Raw genomic sequence first — 17,482 nt, forward strand, 5'->3', positions numbered from 1 at the left:
TATTTATAAACTCTGTGACATTGAGGAAATGGAAGCATGACTAACGCTCGTCCTATTCGCCGCGCTCTAATCAGCGTATCAGACAAAACTGGTATTGTTGAATTTGCCCAAGCGCTCGCTAACCGTGGTGTTGATATCCTTTCGACTGGCGGTACTGCTCGCCTACTTGCGGAACAAGGTATTTCAGTAACTGAAGTCTCTGATTACACTGGTTTCCCTGAAATGATGGACGGTCGCGTTAAGACTCTTCACCCTAAAGTTCACGGTGGTGTTCTAGGTCGTCGTGGTCAAGATGATGAAGTGATGGAAACTCACGGCATCAATCCTATCGATATGGTTGTTGTTAACCTATACCCATTCGCAGAAACCGTTGCTAAAGAAGGTTGTACTCTTGCAGACGCGGTAGAAAACATCGATATCGGTGGTCCAACAATGGTTCGTTCGGCGGCTAAAAACCACAAAGACGTAACTATCGTTGTTAACGCTCACGACTACGACCGTGTTATTGCTGAAATGGACGCGAACGAGAAATCTCTAACACTAGAAACTCGTTTCGACCTAGCTATCGCAGCATTCGAGCACACAGCTTCTTACGACGGTATGATCGCTAACTACTTCGGCACTATGGTTCCATCTTACGGTGAGAACAAGGAAGGTGATGAACCTTCTCCTGAGAACAAAAGTAAATTCCCTCGCACATTCAACCAACAGTTCGAGAAGAAACAAGACATGCGCTACGGTGAGAACAGCCACCAAGCAGCCGCATTCTACGTTGAAGCGAACCCTGAAGAAGCGTCTGTTTCTACTGCTCGCCAAATCCAAGGTAAAGCCCTTTCTTACAACAACATCGCTGACACAGATGCAGCACTTGAGTGTGTGAAAGAGTTCGACGAGCCAGCATGTGTGATCGTTAAGCACGCTAACCCATGTGGTGTAGCACTAGGTAAAGACATCCTAGAAGCTTACGACCGTGCGTTCAAAACAGACCCAACGTCTGCATTTGGTGGCATCATCGCATTCAACCGCGAACTAGATGCAGCAACAGCAACGGCTATCACTGAGCGCCAATTCGTTGAAGTTATCATTGCTCCTTCTGTTTCTGCTGAAGCAGTAGAAATCGTAGCGGCTAAGAAAAACCTTCGCCTACTTGAGTGTGGTGAGTGGACAACTAAGACAACTGGCTTTGACGTGAAACGCGTTAACGGCGGCCTACTAGTTCAAGACCGCGACCAAGGCATGGTGTCTGAAGATGACCTTAAAGTAGTTTCTAAGCGTCAACCAACCGCTGAAGAGCTAAAAGACGCACTATTCTGCTGGAAAGTAGCGAAGTACGTGAAATCTAACGCGATCGTTTACTCGAAAGGTGACATGACTATCGGCGTAGGCGCAGGTCAAATGAGCCGCGTTTACTCTGCGAAAATCGCAGGCATCAAAGCGGCAGACGAAGGTCTACAGGTTGAAGGTTGTGTAATGGCATCCGATGCATTCTTCCCATTCCGTGACGGTATCGACGCGGCAGCAGAAGCGGGCATCAAGTGTGTTATCCAACCGGGCGGCTCTATGCGTGATGACGAAGTTATCGCTGCAGCAGACGAGCACGGCATGGCGATGATCTTTACGGGCATGCGTCACTTCCGCCACTAATTTCCTGTTTATCTAAACGATTAGTAATTATCGAGCCTCTCAACTTTGAGGGGCTTTTAAGAATTAAAGACTTAAGGATTGAAACATGAACGTATTAATCATCGGTGCTGGCGGTAGAGAACATGCTTTGGGTTGGAAAGCAGCACAAAACCCAAACGTTGAAACAGTATTCGTTGCGCCAGGTAACGCAGGCACAGAGCTTGAACCAAAGCTTGAGAACGTAAACATTGGTGTTGAAGCAATTTCTGAACTGGTTGCTTTCGCGCAAGAGAAGAAAATAGAACTAACAATTGTTGGCCCAGAGGCACCACTAGTGATTGGTGTGGTTGACGCCTTCCGTGAAGCTGGCCTACCAATCTTCGGTCCTACAGAAGCAGCAGCGCAGCTAGAAGGCTCAAAAGCATTCACTAAAGATTTCCTTGCTCGCCATAAGATCCCTACAGGTGCTTACGCAAACTTCACAGAGATTGAGCCAGCTATCGCTTACGTTCGTGAGCAAGGCGCTCCAATCGTAGTCAAAGCGGACGGCCTTGCGGCGGGTAAAGGCGTTATCGTTGCGATGACTCTAGAAGAAGCAGAAGACGCAATCAAAGACATGCTAGCGGGCAACGCATTTGGCGAAGCAGGCAGCCGCGTGGTTATCGAGGAGTTCCTTGAAGGCGAAGAAGCAAGCTTCATCGTGATGGTTGATGGCCAAAGTGTTCTGCCGATGGCTACTAGCCAAGATCACAAACGCGTTGGCGATAAAGATACTGGCCCTAACACAGGCGGCATGGGTGCTTATTCTCCTGCTCCAGTAGTTACTCCAGAAATCCACGAGCGCATCTTGGAAGAGGTTATCTACCCAACGGTTCGTGGCATGGATGCGGAAGGTCACCCATACACAGGTTTCTTATACGCTGGTCTTATGATCGATAAAGACGGTACGCCAAAAGTTATCGAGTACAACTGCCGCTTCGGTGACCCAGAAACGCAACCTATCATGATGCGTATGGAGTCTGACTTAGTTGAACTATGTCTAATGGCTATCGACGAGAAACTAGATGAAGCAGAGTCTAAATGGGACCCACGCGCTTCTATCGGTGTTGTTCTGGCAGCTGGCGGTTACCCAGCAGACTACGCAAAAGGTGATGTAATCTCACTACCAGCCAACGAAGTTGAAGGTCAAAAAATCTTCCATGCGGGTACAGCAAACAACGCAGCAGGCGAAGTTGTCACTAACGGTGGTCGTGTTCTGTGTGCAACAGCTCTAGGTAACAGTGTTTCTGAAGCTCAGGAGAAAGCATACGCTCTAGCTAAGCAAGTGAGCTGGAATGGTATGTTCCACCGTAATGACATTGGCTACCGTGCAATTGAACGTGAGCAGCAAGCACAGTAAGCTCTAAAGCTACATACATTAAAAAAGGCGCTGTCGAATAGCGCCTTTTTATTGCATGTTAAATTATTCACTCAGCATGTCAGGCTTCGCTATACACTCGTGATCTTCATCAGCCAGCATCAATAGCTCTTCGACTGTCACTTTACTTAAGCGAGTTTTCCCTAAAAACGCTACATAGCTATCAATCGCCGCTAAACGATTTACTACAAAACTCGGCAACGTTTGGTTGAACTCGATTTTGTCATACACCTGGCCATTACAGGTCTCAAACTTAGAGCCGTCCCAGTAGCCTTGTATCAGCTCCATTCCTTCGCTGTCTTGCTCTTTGGTTACCGTCGCAATGGAATCCGCCTCTTTCTGATAACGAAGCAGCTGCTCTTGAGTGAGGGGAAGCACCTTTCCATCCACTCGATATTGCTGGTACACCGCTTCTCCTTCCTTATTGAAGCGAACATGGACGCGATACGGCACAAGCTTAGTGTTTTGCTTTAACTGTTCACCTTCACGAATCATCTCTCTAACCGTACCATCATCCCAACGGTAATCGGTTTTATACCAGCCGTAATCACCAGACGATACATAGTCTGCCGCAGAGCTTGGCTGAGTTAGCCTTTCGGTATACCAATAGAAGCTGGTTGCATCTCCCATGGACTGGCCGCCAGTGTAATGGGAAAACTGATCTAAATTTGGGCTAGGGACGGTTGAAGAACAACCTAGGAGTAGAGAAGTGATTAGTGAAGATAAAAAGACTTTGTTCATAAATGGAAATTACGCCGAGATAAAATTACCTCGGCGTAGTTTAAATTATTTCACTGAATCTTTCAGTGCTTTACCCGCTACGAAAGCAGGTACGTTTGCTGCAGCGATTTGGATCTCAGCACCAGTTTTTGGGTTGCGACCTGTACGAGCTGCACGGTGGTTTACTTTGAATGTACCAAAACCAATTAGTTGAACCTGGTCACCCTCTTTAAGTGCGTCAGTTACACCGCCAAGAGTAGCTTCAAGAGCAGCTTTAGCTTGTGCTTTAGATAGATCTGCTTTCTCTGCGATAAAGTCGATTAATTGGGTCTTGTTCATTAGGTTTCCCTTCTTATGTGTTATCGAGTTCAACTCACTCTAATGCATAAATGCCTCATCTGGCAAAGGTTTGTCGCTGATCTTTCGCTTTAATGACGTACTTTTAACCATAATATGAGCATTAACTCACAATTTGTTACCGAATCGGGCTAGTCAATGACTTGTTTTAATTCATAATCACCCCAATTTAATGATCACTGAATGACCGAGAAGCCTGATATTTCGGGGGATTCAGCGAATACAAAATACGCACACCAATAATGCACAGGTATAGCGAAACTCACAAAAGATTGACAAATCAAATGAGTAATAACGCAAAATTGGGGAGTGGTATCACCTATTAAAGGACATTTATGTTGCTGCTAACCATATACGTCTCGATTGCAATTGGCGTATCTTTCATCTGTTCAGTACTCGAAGCAGTGTTACTAAGTATCACTCCTAGCTACCTAGCGCAAATGCGCCAAAAAGGGCACCCTGCTGCAGATAAACTCAACAAGCTAAAAGAAGACATTGACCGACCCCTTGCTTCTATTCTTACTCTAAACACTATCGCTCATACCATCGGTGCTGCGACTGCAGGTGCCCAAGCTGCCGTAGTATTTGGTAGTGAGTGGCTTGGTGTATTCTCAGGTGTGCTAACTCTGGGTATTCTGGTTCTGTCTGAAATCGTACCAAAAACCATCGGTGCGACATACTGGCGCCAACTAGCTCCAGCGGCAGCAACAACACTTCGTTGGATGGTTTGGGCTCTAACACCGTTTGTATGGTTCTCTGAACAAATTACAAAACGCCTAGCTCGTGGACACGAAGCACCTAAAATGCGCGATGAGCTTTCTGCTATGGCAATGCTTGCAAATGAGAGTGGTGAGTTTGCAGATGGTGAGTCTAAGATCCTAAACAACTTGCTAGGATTACAGGACATTCCTGTAACTCAAATCATGACTCCAAGGCCTGTTGTGTTTCGTGTGGACGCAGAATCAACCATTAACGAGTTCTTAATAGAGCACCGCGACACGCCATTTTCGCGCCCTTTGGTTTACAGCCAAAGCAAAGACAATATTATCGGCTTTGTGCACCGTCTAGAGCTGTTTAAGCTCCAACAGGGTGGTAGTGGTGAGAAACAGCTAGGTGCGGTAATGCGTCCTGTTCATGTGCTATTGAACAACCTAACTCTGCCTAAAGCCTTTGATCAGATGATGACTAATCGCCTTCAACTCGCTATGGTGGTTGATGAATACGGTACCGTTCAGGGTATCCTAACTCTCGAAGACATCTTTGAACATTTGCTAGGTGAAGAGATCGTCGACGAAGCTGATAAAGCAACCGATATGCAAGAACTGGCGTTCGAACGCTGGGAAAAGTGGAAGAAGACCCACGGTGTAATCGAAAGTAGAGACGAAGAAGAATAATAAAAGGGGAGCTAACTGCTCCCCTTTTCAATTCTATAATGTGACGCCGATATTGCTGACCGCTTCATCACGTAATTCTTGGCGAAGATCTTTGATTAAATCAATATCTCTTTCCACCGCTTCACGTAGTGGCCTAAAGATCGCCCACTGCACATCCCACTCAGCACAAACAGCTTCATTTAACTTCTGTGTATCATTAGTCACTTCTTCACCGGTTTGGGCTTCTTCTAGTTGAGCGACCGTCACTACCGATTGTTGACTGACTTTCTGCATGCTTTCGTATAGATCATCTCGATCTAACAAACCATGCAGTAACGTCGACAAACCTATACACGCATCGATAGCTGGGTAAACACCATAGAAATCGAATTCTTCAGAGCTAGGAATAATCTCTTCCAACTTCTCAAGTTGACGCTCAAAGTTTACTTTGGCGTTCTTTACCGTCAACAGTTCCCAGACACTGTCGAGAATATCTCGGTAGATGCGTGCTTCTGCGAATTCTGTATTCTCACAAAACATGGCATAGTTAGGGTACATACGCTCACATAAGCACGCCATAAAGGTAATCTGTTGCCAGGGTTCAAACTTCTCAAGACGAACCTGAAGAGGATTCTGTAGCATAGTCACTCGATCGTTGCAGAAAAAGACAGCGGAAGTGTACTTGATAACCAACAGGGAAAAAAGCAAGCGAATGAATAATTTCTCTCATAAGCTCTATATTCTTACAGAGCAAGACCAAACTTATATCCACGAGTTAGAAAAACACGCATTACCAGACTTAGAGATAACCTCAGATCGATCACAAGCTACGATTCTTCTAGCATCTCCTCCTCTAGTGGCAAAGCACCTAGAAGAATTTTCTCAGCTAGAGTGGCTACAATCCGTGTATGCTGGTATTGATGCTTTAACGAAACCTGAACTGCGTAACGATTACGAACTCACTAATGTAAAAGGGATCTTTGGTCAGCAGATCTCCGAATATGTGTTGGGCTACACTATTTCGCATTATCGTCATTTCAACACTTATCAAGAGCAGCAAAAGAATAAACAATGGCAGCCACACAGCTATTCCTCCCTGCAAGGAAAACAAATGGTGATATTGGGTACTGGCTCTATTGGCAGCTTTCTAGCGAAAACAGCCAATGCATTTGGAATCAAAACCATCGGTCTTAATCGGACCGGTATTCCTGCCAAAGATTCTCCATTTGTCGATACTTATCACATACATGAGTTAGCAACAGCACTTACCAATGCAGATATCATCGTAAACACACTTCCTGCGACCAAAGACACTGCTGGCTTACTTACATATCGAAAGCCTAAATAGCTGCCATAACGCAATACTGTTCAACGTAGGTAGAGGGCAAACTGTGGATCTGGTCGGGTTGTTAGCCGCAATTAAGAACCAAAATATTGCACACGCATTTTTGGACGTCTTTAGCAAAGAACCAATAGAAGGTGAATCAGAGCTATGGGACAACGAAAAGATTACTATTACACCGCATATTGCAGCGAGTAGCTTCCCTTATCAGGTTGTTGAACAGTTCAAGGACAACTACCTGCGTTGGCGTGACGGTTTTAAACTCAACAATTTGGTCGACTTTTCTCGAGGTTACTGATGCTTGACCAGTTACTTAGCCATATAAAACAGTGCCAAACCTGTGCAAATCACCTAGATTTAGGCCCAAATCCAGTTGTACAAGCGTCACGTACCTCAAAACTTCTTATCATAGGCCAAGCACCAGGGCTAAAAGTCCATCAAACTTCAATACCATGGAATGACCCAAGCGGTGACCGCTTAAGGAAGTGGTTACAGTTAGACAAGAGCGACTTCTATGACAGTAGCAAGATCGCTATTGTTCCTATGGGCTTTTGTTACCCAGGAAAAGGAAAAAGTGGTGATCTTCCACCTAGGCCCGAATGTGCTCCCTTGTGGCATAAGAGATTGCTAGAGCTAATGCCACAAGTGGGAATGACACTACTCATCGGGCAATATGCACAAAACTATTATCTCCCAGATAAACCAAGTACTCTGACAGAGACAGTTAAAAACTGGCAGCATTGGGCACCAAAGCAAATACCAATGCCTCACCCCTCCCCAAGAAATACACTCTGGCTCAAGCGTAACCCTTGGTTCGAACAAGAGGTTGTCCCCTACATAAGGACATACGTACATCAATACTTAGAAAAGGACGAATCTAAGTCACAGTAGTAGAGCACCGTACCACATAAAACAGATAAACTTCTTCAGAATAGGTCTCTCTATAAGGGAAACCAAGTGCTCGACACTAAAAAGCCCAGTCTTTTGACTGGGCTTTTCTACATAGCCTAACCGACTGAGTGACAACTCTATGTTGGTAATTCGCTATTTTCATTTGCTCCAAATACAAAAAGACCTCAGCATTTCTGCTGAGGTCTCGAAATAAATGGCGGAGTGGACGGGACTCGAACCCGCGACCCCCGGCGTGACAGGCCGGTATTCTAACCAACTGAACTACCACTCCGCAGTGGTATCATCCGCCTGAGCAGATGTACTAAATTTAAAGCCTGGCGATGTCCTACTCTCACATGGGGAAGCCCCACACTACCATCGGCGCTATTGCGTTTCACTTCTGAGTTCGGCATGGAATCAGGTGGGTCCACAACGCTATGGTCGCCAAGCAAATTCTTTATCAATTTGCTCGCAAATTCAAACGCACTTTAGTGCGGCCCTTTAGGGTGAGATTTGCTTGCAAATCGAATAATTCGGAAAACTGATTTTAAGTTCTACTTATACACATTCAATGTTCTATTTGAGTCCATCAAAACCCCTTGGGTGTTGTATGGTTAAGCCTCACGGGCAATTAGTACAGGTTAGCTCAACGCCTCACAACGCTTACACACCCTGCCTATCAACGTTCTAGTCTCGAACAACCCTTTAGGACGCTTAAAGCGCCAGGGAAGACTCATCTCAGGGCTCGCTTCCCGCTTAGATGCTTTCAGCGGTTATCGATTCCGAACTTAGCTACCGGGCAATGCGTCTGGCGACACAACCCGAACACCAGAGGTTCGTCCACTCCGGTCCTCTCGTACTAGGAGCAGCCCCCTTCAATCTTCCAACGCCCACGGCAGATAGGGACCGAACTGTCTCACGACGTTCTAAACCCAGCTCGCGTACCACTTTAAATGGCGAACAGCCATACCCTTGGGACCGACTTCAGCCCCAGGATGTGATGAGCCGACATCGAGGTGCCAAACACCGCCGTCGATATGAACTCTTGGGCGGTATCAGCCTGTTATCCCCGGAGTACCTTTTATCCGTTGAGCGATGGCCCTTCCATACAGAACCACCGGATCACTATGACCTGCTTTCGCACCTGCTCGAATTGTCATTCTCGCAGTCAAGCGGGCTTATGCCATTGCACTAACCTCACGATGTCCAACCGTGATTAGCCCACCTTCGTGCTCCTCCGTTACTCTTTGGGAGGAGACCGCCCCAGTCAAACTACCCACCAGGCACTGTCCTCAACCCAGATAATGGGTCTAAGTTAGAACATCAAACATACAAGGGTGGTATTTCAAGGATGGCTCCAACGATACTGGCGTACCGTCTTCAAAGCCTCCCACCTATCCTACACATGTAGGCTCAATGTTCAGTGCCAAGCTGTAGTAAAGGTTCACGGGGTCTTTCCGTCTAGCCGCGGGTACACTGCATCTTCACAGCGATTTCAATTTCACTGAGTCTCGGGTGGAGACAGCGTGGCCATCATTACGCCATTCGTGCAGGTCGGAACTTACCCGACAAGGAATTTCGCTACCTTAGGACCGTTATAGTTACGGCCGCCGTTTACCGGGGCTTCGATCAAGAGCTTCGACCGAAGTCTAACCCCATCAATTAACCTTCCGGCACCGGGCAGGCGTCACACCGTATACGTCATCTTACGATTTTGCACAGTGCTGTGTTTTTAATAAACAGTTGCAGCCACCTGGTATCTGCGACTCTCAATAGCTCCATCCGCAAGGGACTTCACCGTCAAGAGCGTACCTTCTCCCGAAGTTACGGTACCATTTTGCCTAGTTCCTTCACCCGAGTTCTCTCAAGCGCCTTGGTATTCTCTACCCGACCACCTGTGTCGGTTTGGGGTACGATTCCTTACAATCTGAAGCTTAGAGGCTTTTCCTGGAAGCATGGCATCAATGACTTCACTACCGTAGTAGCTCGACATCGTGTCTCAGCCTTAAAAAGAGCCGGATTTACCTAACTCTCAAGCCTACGCACTTGAACCTGGACAACCGTCGCCAGGCCCACCTAGCCTTCTCCGTCCCCCCATCGCAATTGTAAGAAGTACGGGAATATTAACCCGTTTCCCATCGACTACGCCTTTCGGCCTCGCCTTAGGGGTCGACTTACCCTGCCCCGATTAACGTTGGACAGGAACCCTTGGTCTTCCGGCGAGGAGGTTTTTCACCCCCTTTATCGTTACTCATGTCAGCATTCGCACTTCTGATACCTCCAGCAGGCTTTACAACCCACCTTCAACGGCTTACAGAACGCTCCCCTACCCAATACAATAAATTGCATTGCCGCAGCTTCGGTGTATAGCTTAGCCCCGTTACATCTTCCGCGCAGGCCGACTCGACTAGTGAGCTATTACGCTTTCTTTAAATGATGGCTGCTTCTAAGCCAACATCCTAGCTGTCTAAGCCTTCCCACATCGTTTCCCACTTAGCTATACTTTGGGACCTTAGCTGGCGGTCTGGGTTGTTTCCCTCTCCACGACGGACGTTAGCACCCGCCGTGTGTCTCCCGGATAGTACTTACTGGTATTCGGAGTTTGCAAAGGGTTGGTAAGTCGGGATGACCCCCTAGCCTTAACAGTGCTCTACCCCCAGTAGTATTCGTCCGAGGCTCTACCTAAATAGATTTCGGGGAGAACCAGCTATCTCCAGGTTTGATTGGCCTTTCACCCCTAGCCACAAGTCATCCGCTAATTTTTCAACATTAGTCGGTTCGGTCCTCCAGTTGATGTTACTCAACCTTCAACCTGCCCATGGCTAGATCACCTGGTTTCGGGTCTATATCCAGCAACTCGACGCCCAGTTAAGACTCGATTTCTCTACGGCTCCCCTAATCGGTTAACCTTGCTACTGAATATAAGTCGCTGACCCATTATACAAAAGGTACGCAGTCACACCACGAAGGTGCTCCTACTGCTTGTACGTACACGGTTTCAGGTTCTATTTCACTCCCCTCACAGGGGTTCTTTTCGCCTTTCCCTCACGGTACTGGTTCACTATCGGTCAGTCAGTAGTATTTAGCCTTGGAGGATGGTCCCCCCATATTCAGACAGGATATCACGTGTCCCGCCCTACTCGATTTCACTGATTATGATGTGTCGGTTACGGGGCTATCACCCTGTATCGCGAGACTTTCCAGACTCTTCACCTGCATCATTAAAAGCTTAAGGGCTAGTCCAATTTCGCTCGCCGCTACTTTCGGAATCTCGGTTGATTTCTACTCCTCCGGGTACTTAGATGTTTCAGTTCCCCGGGTTCGCCCTGTTAACCTATGTATTCAGTTAACAGTAACTGCTTATGCAGTTGGGTTTCCCCATTCGGAAATCCCAGACTCAAATGGTTTTTACTACCTAATCTGGGCTTATCGCAAGTTAATACGTCCTTCATCGCCTCTGACTGCCAAGGCATCCACCGTGTACGCTTAGTCACTTAACCATACAACCCGAAGGGGTCTTTACGTATGGCAAACAACCAAGGTGTTGTCTCTCATTATTTGAATGAGCGAGAGACATTCGATTTTGCCGGACTCAAATATGAATAACTCGAAAGTTATTCCCAAGAACACTTGAATGTGTGTTGGTACCTACATCTCTATGAGACATAGGATTTGAGAACTTTTATTTGAATAACATCAATCAAATGTTATTCGTCAGCTTTCCAAATTGTTAAAGAGCATGTTTCTCGTTAGAGAACATTTTCTAAAGACTTTCGGAGGCGTCAAAAATCCGAACCATCAGCAATATTTTGTTGTGGTTTGGACAATGAATTTCCAAAAATATTTAGAGAATGGTGGGCGATACCGGGCTCGAACCAGTGACCCCCTGCTTGTAAGGCAGGTGCTCTCCCAACTGAGCTAATCGCCCACTAAAAGTTTTAATTCCTTCGTGGAGAAAGAATGGTGGGTCGTGCAGGATTCGAACCTGCGACCAATTGATTAAAAGTCAACTGCTCTACCAACTGAGCTAACGACCCAATGGTATCCCGTAGGGGAGTCGAACCCCTGTTACCGCCGTGAAAGGGCGGTGTCCTAGGCCTCTAGACGAACGGGACACTAGTGCGAAATGTCTTGGGGGACATCTCTATCTCTTAAACTTCTTAAACCATACCAATCTGTGTGAACACTCATCGCAATAATCATCGTATAAGGAGGTGATCCAGCCCCAGGTTCCCCTAGGGCTACCTTGTTACGACTTCACCCCAGTCATGAACCACAAAGTGGTGAGCGTCCTCCCGAAGGTTAAACTACCCACTTCTTTTGCAGCCCACTCCCATGGTGTGACGGGCGGTGTGTACAAGGCCCGGGAACGTATTCACCGTAGCATTCTGATCTACGATTACTAGCGATTCCGACTTCATGGAGTCGAGTTGCAGACTCCAATCCGGACTACGACGCACTTTTTGGGATTCGCTGACCATCGCTGGCTCGCCGCCCTCTGTATGCGCCATTGTAGCACGTGTGTAGCCCTACTCGTAAGGGCCATGATGACTTGACGTCGTCCCCACCTTCCTCCGGTTTATCACCGGCAGTCTCCCTGGAGTTCCCGACATTACTCGCTGGCAAACAAGGATAAGGGTTGCGCTCGTTGCGGGACTTAACCCAACATTTCACAACACGAGCTGACGACAGCCATGCAGCACCTGTCTCAGAGTTCCCGAAGGCACCAATCCATCTCTGGAAAGTTCTCTGGATGTCAAGAGTAGGTAAGGTTCTTCGCGTTGCATCGAATTAAACCACATGCTCCACCGCTTGTGCGGGCCCCCGTCAATTCATTTGAGTTTTAATCTTGCGACCGTACTCCCCAGGCGGTCTACTTAACGCGTTAGCTCCGAAAGCCACGGCTCAAGGCCACAACCTCCAAGTAGACATCGTTTACGGCGTGGACTACCAGGGTATCTAATCCTGTTTGCTCCCCACGCTTTCGCATCTGAGTGTCAGTATCTGTCCAGGGGGCCGCCTTCGCCACCGGTATTCCTTCAGATCTCTACGCATTTCACCGCTACACCTGAAATTCTACCCCCCTCTACAGTACTCTAGTGAACCAGTTTCAAATGCAGTTCCGAGGTTGAGCCCCGGGCTTTCACATCTGACTTAATCCACCACCTGCATGCGCTTTACGCCCAGTAATTCCGATTAACGCTCGCACCCTCCGTATTACCGCGGCTGCTGGCACGGAGTTAGCCGGTGCTTCTTCTGCAGCTAACGTCAAACACTAAGAGTATTAATCTTAATGCCTTCCTCACTGCTGAAAGTGCTTTACAACCCGAAGGCCTTCTTCACACACGCGGCATGGCTGCATCAGGCTTTCGCCCATTGTGCAATATTCCCCACTGCTGCCTCCCGTAGGAGTCTGGACCGTGTCTCAGTTCCAGTGTGGCTGATCATCCTCTCAGACCAGCTAGGGATCGTCGCCTTGGTGAGCCATTACCTCACCAACTAGCTAATCCCACCTAGGCGTATCCAATAGCGCAAGGCCCGAAGGTCCCCTGCTTTGCTCCGAAGAGGTTATGCGGTATTAGCCATCGTTTCCAATGGTTATCCCCCTCTACTGGGCAACTTCCTAGGCATTACTCACCCGTCCGCCGCTCGACGCCGTTACCATCCCCCGAAGGTTCAGTTAACTCGTTTCCGCTCGACTTGCATGTGTTAGGCCTGCCGCCAGCGTTCAATCTGAGCCATGATCAAACTCTTCAATTTAAGATTTTGTCGGCTCAATGAATACTGAACATTACATAAAGTAATGTTTGAATTGACTGTGCTGAATCCGAAGATTCAATGGTCACTTCGTTTCATTGAAACCTAATTTGAAACCGAAGTTTCTAATTGGATTATCATCAACGAGTGCCCACACAGATTGATAGGTTTAAATTGTTAAAGAGCTTGCCTTTCAGTGCCTTAGCACCTAAGCAGGACGCGTATAATACGCTCTCTACTTCGAAAGTCAACATAAAATTCTAAGCTTTTTACTCAAAACCTTATGTTGACTCGTCTCAATGAGACAAGTCGAGATTTAAAGCCTGGCGATGTCCTACTCTCACATGGGGAAGCCCCACACTACCATCGGCGCTATTGCGTTTCACTTCTGAGTTCGGCATGGAATCAGGTGGGTCCACAACGCTATGGTCGCCAAGCAAATTCTTTATCAATTTGCTCGCAAATTCAAACGCACTTTAGTGCGGCCCTTTAGGGTGAGATTTGCTTGCAAATCGAATAATTCGGAAAACTGATTTTAAGTTCTACTTATACACATTCAATGTTCTATTTGAGTCCATCAAAACCCCTTGGGTGTTGTATGGTTAAGCCTCACGGGCAATTAGTACAGGTTAGCTCAACGCCTCACAACGCTTACACACCCTGCCTATCAACGTTCTAGTCTCGAACAACCCTTTAGGACGCTTAAAGCGCCAGGGAAGACTCATCTCAGGGCTCGCTTCCCGCTTAGATGCTTTCAGCGGTTATCGATTCCGAACTTAGCTACCGGGCAATGCGTCTGGCGACACAACCCGAACACCAGAGGTTCGTCCACTCCGGTCCTCTCGTACTAGGAGCAGCCCCCTTCAATCTTCCAACGCCCACGGCAGATAGGGACCGAACTGTCTCACGACGTTCTAAACCCAGCTCGCGTACCACTTTAAATGGCGAACAGCCATACCCTTGGGACCGACTTCAGCCCCAGGATGTGATGAGCCGACATCGAGGTGCCAAACACCGCCGTCGATATGAACTCTTGGGCGGTATCAGCCTGTTATCCCCGGAGTACCTTTTATCCGTTGAGCGATGGCCCTTCCATACAGAACCACCGGATCACTATGACCTGCTTTCGCACCTGCTCGAATTGTCATTCTCGCAGTCAAGCGGGCTTATGCCATTGCACTAACCTCACGATGTCCAACCGTGATTAGCCCACCTTCGTGCTCCTCCGTTACTCTTTGGGAGGAGACCGCCCCAGTCAAACTACCCACCAGGCACTGTCCTCAACCCAGATAATGGGTCTAAGTTAGAACATCAAACATACAAGGGTGGTATTTCAAGGATGGCTCCAACGATACTGGCGTACCGTCTTCAAAGCCTCCCACCTATCCTACACATGTAGGCTCAATGTTCAGTGCCAAGCTGTAGTAAAGGTTCACGGGGTCTTTCCGTCTAGCCGCGGGTACACTGCATCTTCACAGCGATTTCAATTTCACTGAGTCTCGGGTGGAGACAGCGTGGCCATCATTACGCCATTCGTGCAGGTCGGAACTTACCCGACAAGGAATTTCGCTACCTTAGGACCGTTATAGTTACGGCCGCCGTTTACCGGGGCTTCGATCAAGAGCTTCGACCGAAGTCTAACCCCATCAATTAACCTTCCGGCACCGGGCAGGCGTCACACCGTATACGTCATCTTACGATTTTGCACAGTGCTGTGTTTTTAATAAACAGTTGCAGCCACCTGGTATCTGCGACTCTCAATAGCTCCATCCGCAAGGGACTTCACCGTCAAGAGCGTACCTTCTCCCGAAGTTACGGTACCATTTTGCCTAGTTCCTTCACCCGAGTTCTCTCAAGCGCCTTGGTATTCTCTACCCGACCACCTGTGTCGGTTTGGGGTACGATTCCTTACAATCTGAAGCTTAGAGGCTTTTCCTGGAAGCATGGCATCAATGACTTCACTACCGTAGTAGCTCGACATCGTGTCTCAGCCTTAAAAAGAGCCGGATTTACCTAACTCTTAAGCCTACGCACTTGAACCTGGACAACCGTCGCCAGGCCCACCTAGCCTTCTCCGTCCCCCCATCGCAATTGTAAGAAGTACGGGAATATTAACCCGTTTCCCATCGACTACGCCTTTCGGCCTCGCCTTAGGGGTCGACTTACCCTGCCCCGATTAACGTTGGACAGGAACCCTTGGTCTTCCGGCGAGGAGGTTTTTCACCCCCTTTATCGTTACTCATGTCAGCATTCGCACTTCTGATACCTCCAGCAGACTTTACAATCCACCTTCAACGGCTTACAGAACGCTCCCCTACCCAATACAATAAATTGCATTGCCGCAGCTTCGGTGTATAGCTTAGCCCCGTTACATCTTCCGCGCAGGCCGACTCGACTAGTGAGCTATTACGCTTTCTTTAAATGATGGCTGCTTCTAAGCCAACATCCTAGCTGTCTAAGCCTTCCCACATCGTTTCCCACTTAGCTATACTTTGGGACCTTAGCTGGCGGTCTGGGTTGTTTCCCTCTCCACGACGGACGTTAGCACCCGCCGTGTGTCTCCCGGATAGTACTTACTGGTATTCGGAGTTTGCAAAGGGTTGGTAAGTCGGGATGACCCCCTAGCCTTAACAGTGCTCTACCCCCAGTAGTATTCGTCCGAGGCTCTACCTAAATAGATTTCGGGGAGAACCAGCTATCTCCAGGTTTGATTGGCCTTTCACCCCTAGCCACAAGTCATCCGCTAATTTTTCAACATTAGTCGGTTCGGTCCTCCAGTTGATGTTACTCAACCTTCAACCTGCCCATGGCTAGATCACCTGGTTTCGGGTCTATATCCAGCAACTCGACGCCCAGTTAAGACTCGATTTCTCTACGGCTCCCCTAATCGGTTAACCTTGCTACTGAATATAAGTCGCTGACCCATTATACAAAAGGTACGCAGTCACACCACGAAGGTGCTCCTACTGCTTGTACGTACACGGTTTCAGGTTCTATTTCACTCCCCTCACAGGGGTTCTTTTCGCCTTTCCCTCACGGTACTGGTTCACTATCGGTCAGTCAGTAGTATTTAGCCTTGGAGGATGGTCCCCCCATATTCAGACAGGATATCACGTGTCCCGCCCTACTCGATTTCACTGATTATGATGTGTCGGTTACGGGGCTATCACCCTGTATCGCGAGACTTTCCAGACTCTTCACCTGCATCATTAAAAGCTTAAGGGCTAGTCCAATTTCGCTCGCCGCTACTTTCGGAATCTCGGTTGATTTCTACTCCTCCGGGTACTTAGATGTTTCAGTTCCCCGGGTTCGCTCTGTTAACCTATGTATTCAGTTAACAGTAACTGCTTATGCAGTTGGGTTTCCCCATTCGGAAATCCCAGACTCAAATGGTTTTTACTACCTAATCTGGGCTTATCGCAAGTTAATACGTCCTTCATCGCCTCTGACTGCCAAGGCATCCACCGTGTACGCTTAGTCACTTAACCATACAACCCGAAGGGGTCTTTACGTATGGCAAACAACCAAGGTGTTGTCTCTCATTATTTGAATGAGCGAGAGACATTCGATTTTGCCGGACTCAAATATGAATAACTCGAAAGTTATTCCCAAGAACACTTGAATGTGTGTTGGTACCTACATCTCTAAGAGACATAGGATTTGAGAACTTTTATTTAGATAACAATCAATCAAATTGTTATCTGTCAGCTTTCCAAATTGTTAAAGAGCTAGATTCATTGAAGAACCATTTTTAAAAGCACTATCGCTAATGCGCTTAAAGATGGTGGAGCTAAGCAGGATCGAACTGCTGACCTCCTGCGTGCAAGGCAGGCGCTCTCCCAGCTGAGCTATAGCCCCATCAAGGTGTCGATACTATCAGCCAATCCCCTGAGAGGAAGATTGGTGGGTCTGAGTGGACTTGAACCACCGACCTCTCGCTTATCAGGCGAACGCTCTAACCACCTGAGCTACAGACCCAGTATCGTCTCTTAAACTTCTTAA

The 17,482-nt window shown here is 47.7% G+C and carries 7 protein-coding genes, 6 tRNA genes, 5 rRNA genes and 1 pseudogene; 5 read left to right on the plus strand and 14 right to left on the minus strand.

Annotated elements, in window-relative coordinates; all coding sequences use genetic code 11:
- Positions 1–36 precede the first annotated feature (36 nt).
- Complete coding sequence (gene purH, locus ACXABW_RS14035; RefSeq protein WP_457523196.1) at positions 37–1,644, plus strand: bifunctional phosphoribosylaminoimidazolecarboxamide formyltransferase/IMP cyclohydrolase; 1,608 nt, start codon at positions 37–39, stop codon at positions 1,642–1,644.
- Positions 1,645–1,729: 85 nt separating this feature from the next.
- Complete coding sequence (gene purD, locus ACXABW_RS14040) at positions 1,730–3,022, plus strand: phosphoribosylamine--glycine ligase (protein ID WP_252028629.1); 1,293 nt, start codon at positions 1,730–1,732, stop codon at positions 3,020–3,022.
- Between the two features lie 63 nt (positions 3,023–3,085).
- Here the strand turns inward: purD and ACXABW_RS14045 are convergent, their stop codons facing one another.
- Together ACXABW_RS14045 and hupA are read right to left on the minus strand one after the other, a co-directional pair.
- Positions 3,086–3,781, minus strand: coding sequence for a DUF1481 domain-containing protein (locus tag ACXABW_RS14045; RefSeq protein ID WP_457523197.1), 696 nt, complete (start codon positions 3,779–3,781; stop codon positions 3,086–3,088).
- 45 nt (positions 3,782–3,826) lie between these two features.
- Positions 3,827–4,099 (minus strand): nucleoid-associated protein HU-alpha, encoded by a 273-nt coding sequence (gene hupA / locus ACXABW_RS14050; RefSeq protein WP_252028633.1) that lies wholly within the window; start codon positions 4,097–4,099, stop codon positions 3,827–3,829.
- 353 nt (positions 4,100–4,452) lie between these two features.
- Between hupA and ACXABW_RS14055 the strand changes: the two genes are divergently transcribed.
- Positions 4,453–5,511, plus strand: coding sequence for a CNNM domain-containing protein (locus tag ACXABW_RS14055; RefSeq protein ID WP_252028634.1), 1,059 nt, complete (start codon positions 4,453–4,455; stop codon positions 5,509–5,511).
- Between the two features lie 33 nt (positions 5,512–5,544).
- Here the strand turns inward: ACXABW_RS14055 and ACXABW_RS14060 are convergent, their stop codons facing one another.
- The gene (locus ACXABW_RS14060) at positions 5,545–6,132 is read right to left on the minus strand and encodes a YjaG family protein (protein ID WP_457523198.1); all 588 of its coding nucleotides are present in this window, start codon (positions 6,130–6,132) and stop codon (positions 5,545–5,547) included.
- Positions 6,133–6,202: 70 nt separating this feature from the next.
- On the opposite strand from ACXABW_RS14060, the pseudogene ACXABW_RS14065 reads away from it, so the two are divergent.
- Positions 6,203–7,130: pseudogene (locus ACXABW_RS14065) on the plus strand (D-2-hydroxyacid dehydrogenase).
- Positions 7,130–7,723, plus strand: a complete 594-nt coding sequence (locus tag ACXABW_RS14070; RefSeq protein WP_457523200.1) for a uracil-DNA glycosylase family protein — start codon at positions 7,130–7,132, stop codon at positions 7,721–7,723. Before ACXABW_RS14065 ends, ACXABW_RS14070 begins: the two are co-directional and overlap by 1 nt.
- A 215-nt stretch (positions 7,724–7,938) precedes the next feature.
- Here the strand turns inward: ACXABW_RS14070 and ACXABW_RS14075 are convergent.
- The 11 genes from ACXABW_RS14075 to ACXABW_RS14125 form a co-directional block, all read right to left on the minus strand.
- A tRNA-Asp gene (locus ACXABW_RS14075) sits at positions 7,939–8,015 on the minus strand.
- Positions 8,016–8,056: 41 nt separating this feature from the next.
- Positions 8,057–8,172, minus strand: a 5S ribosomal RNA gene (gene rrf, locus ACXABW_RS14080).
- 161 nt (positions 8,173–8,333) lie between these two features.
- Positions 8,334–11,223, minus strand: a 23S ribosomal RNA gene (locus ACXABW_RS14085).
- Positions 11,224–11,575: 352 nt separating this feature from the next.
- A tRNA-Val gene (locus ACXABW_RS14090) sits at positions 11,576–11,651 on the minus strand.
- 33 nt (positions 11,652–11,684) lie between these two features.
- A tRNA-Lys gene (locus tag ACXABW_RS14095) sits at positions 11,685–11,760 on the minus strand.
- A gap of 2 nt (positions 11,761–11,762) precedes the next feature.
- A tRNA-Glu gene (locus ACXABW_RS14100) sits at positions 11,763–11,838 on the minus strand.
- 92 nt (positions 11,839–11,930) lie between these two features.
- Positions 11,931–13,483 (minus strand): 16S ribosomal RNA (locus ACXABW_RS14105).
- Positions 13,484–13,801: 318 nt separating this feature from the next.
- A 5S ribosomal RNA gene (gene rrf / locus ACXABW_RS14110) occupies positions 13,802–13,917 on the minus strand.
- A 161-nt stretch (positions 13,918–14,078) separates the two neighbouring features.
- A 23S ribosomal RNA gene (locus ACXABW_RS14115) occupies positions 14,079–16,968 on the minus strand.
- Together the 16S, 23S and 5S rRNA genes with 6 tRNA genes alongside form the textbook arrangement of a ribosomal RNA operon.
- A 294-nt stretch (positions 16,969–17,262) precedes the next feature.
- Positions 17,263–17,338: transfer RNA gene (locus tag ACXABW_RS14120), tRNA-Ala, on the minus strand.
- A gap of 43 nt (positions 17,339–17,381) precedes the next feature.
- Positions 17,382–17,458: transfer RNA gene (locus ACXABW_RS14125), tRNA-Ile, on the minus strand.
- Between the last annotated feature and the right edge of the window lie 24 nt (positions 17,459–17,482).

It is taken from the genome of Vibrio paucivorans, assembly GCF_054053395.1.

What these genes read in the sequence shown, in the direction of transcription:
- hupA (WP_252028633.1), bottom strand. Translation starts at nt 4,099, where the DNA reads ATGAACAAGACCCAATTAATCGACTTTATCGCAGAGAAAGCAGATCTA.
- ACXABW_RS14045 (WP_457523197.1), bottom strand. Translation starts at nt 3,781, where the DNA reads ATGAACAAAGTCTTTTTATCTTCACTAATCACTTCTCTACTCCTAGGT.
- ACXABW_RS14055 (WP_252028634.1), top strand. Translation starts at nt 4,453, where the DNA reads ATGTTGCTGCTAACCATATACGTCTCGATTGCAATTGGCGTATCTTTC.
- purH (WP_457523196.1), top strand. Translation starts at nt 37, where the DNA reads ATGACTAACGCTCGTCCTATTCGCCGCGCTCTAATCAGCGTATCAGAC.
- ACXABW_RS14060 (WP_457523198.1), bottom strand. Translation starts at nt 6,132, where the DNA reads ATGCTACAGAATCCTCTTCAGGTTCGTCTTGAGAAGTTTGAACCCTGG.
- purD (WP_252028629.1), top strand. Translation starts at nt 1,730, where the DNA reads ATGAACGTATTAATCATCGGTGCTGGCGGTAGAGAACATGCTTTGGGT.
- ACXABW_RS14070 (WP_457523200.1), top strand. Translation starts at nt 7,130, where the DNA reads ATGCTTGACCAGTTACTTAGCCATATAAAACAGTGCCAAACCTGTGCA.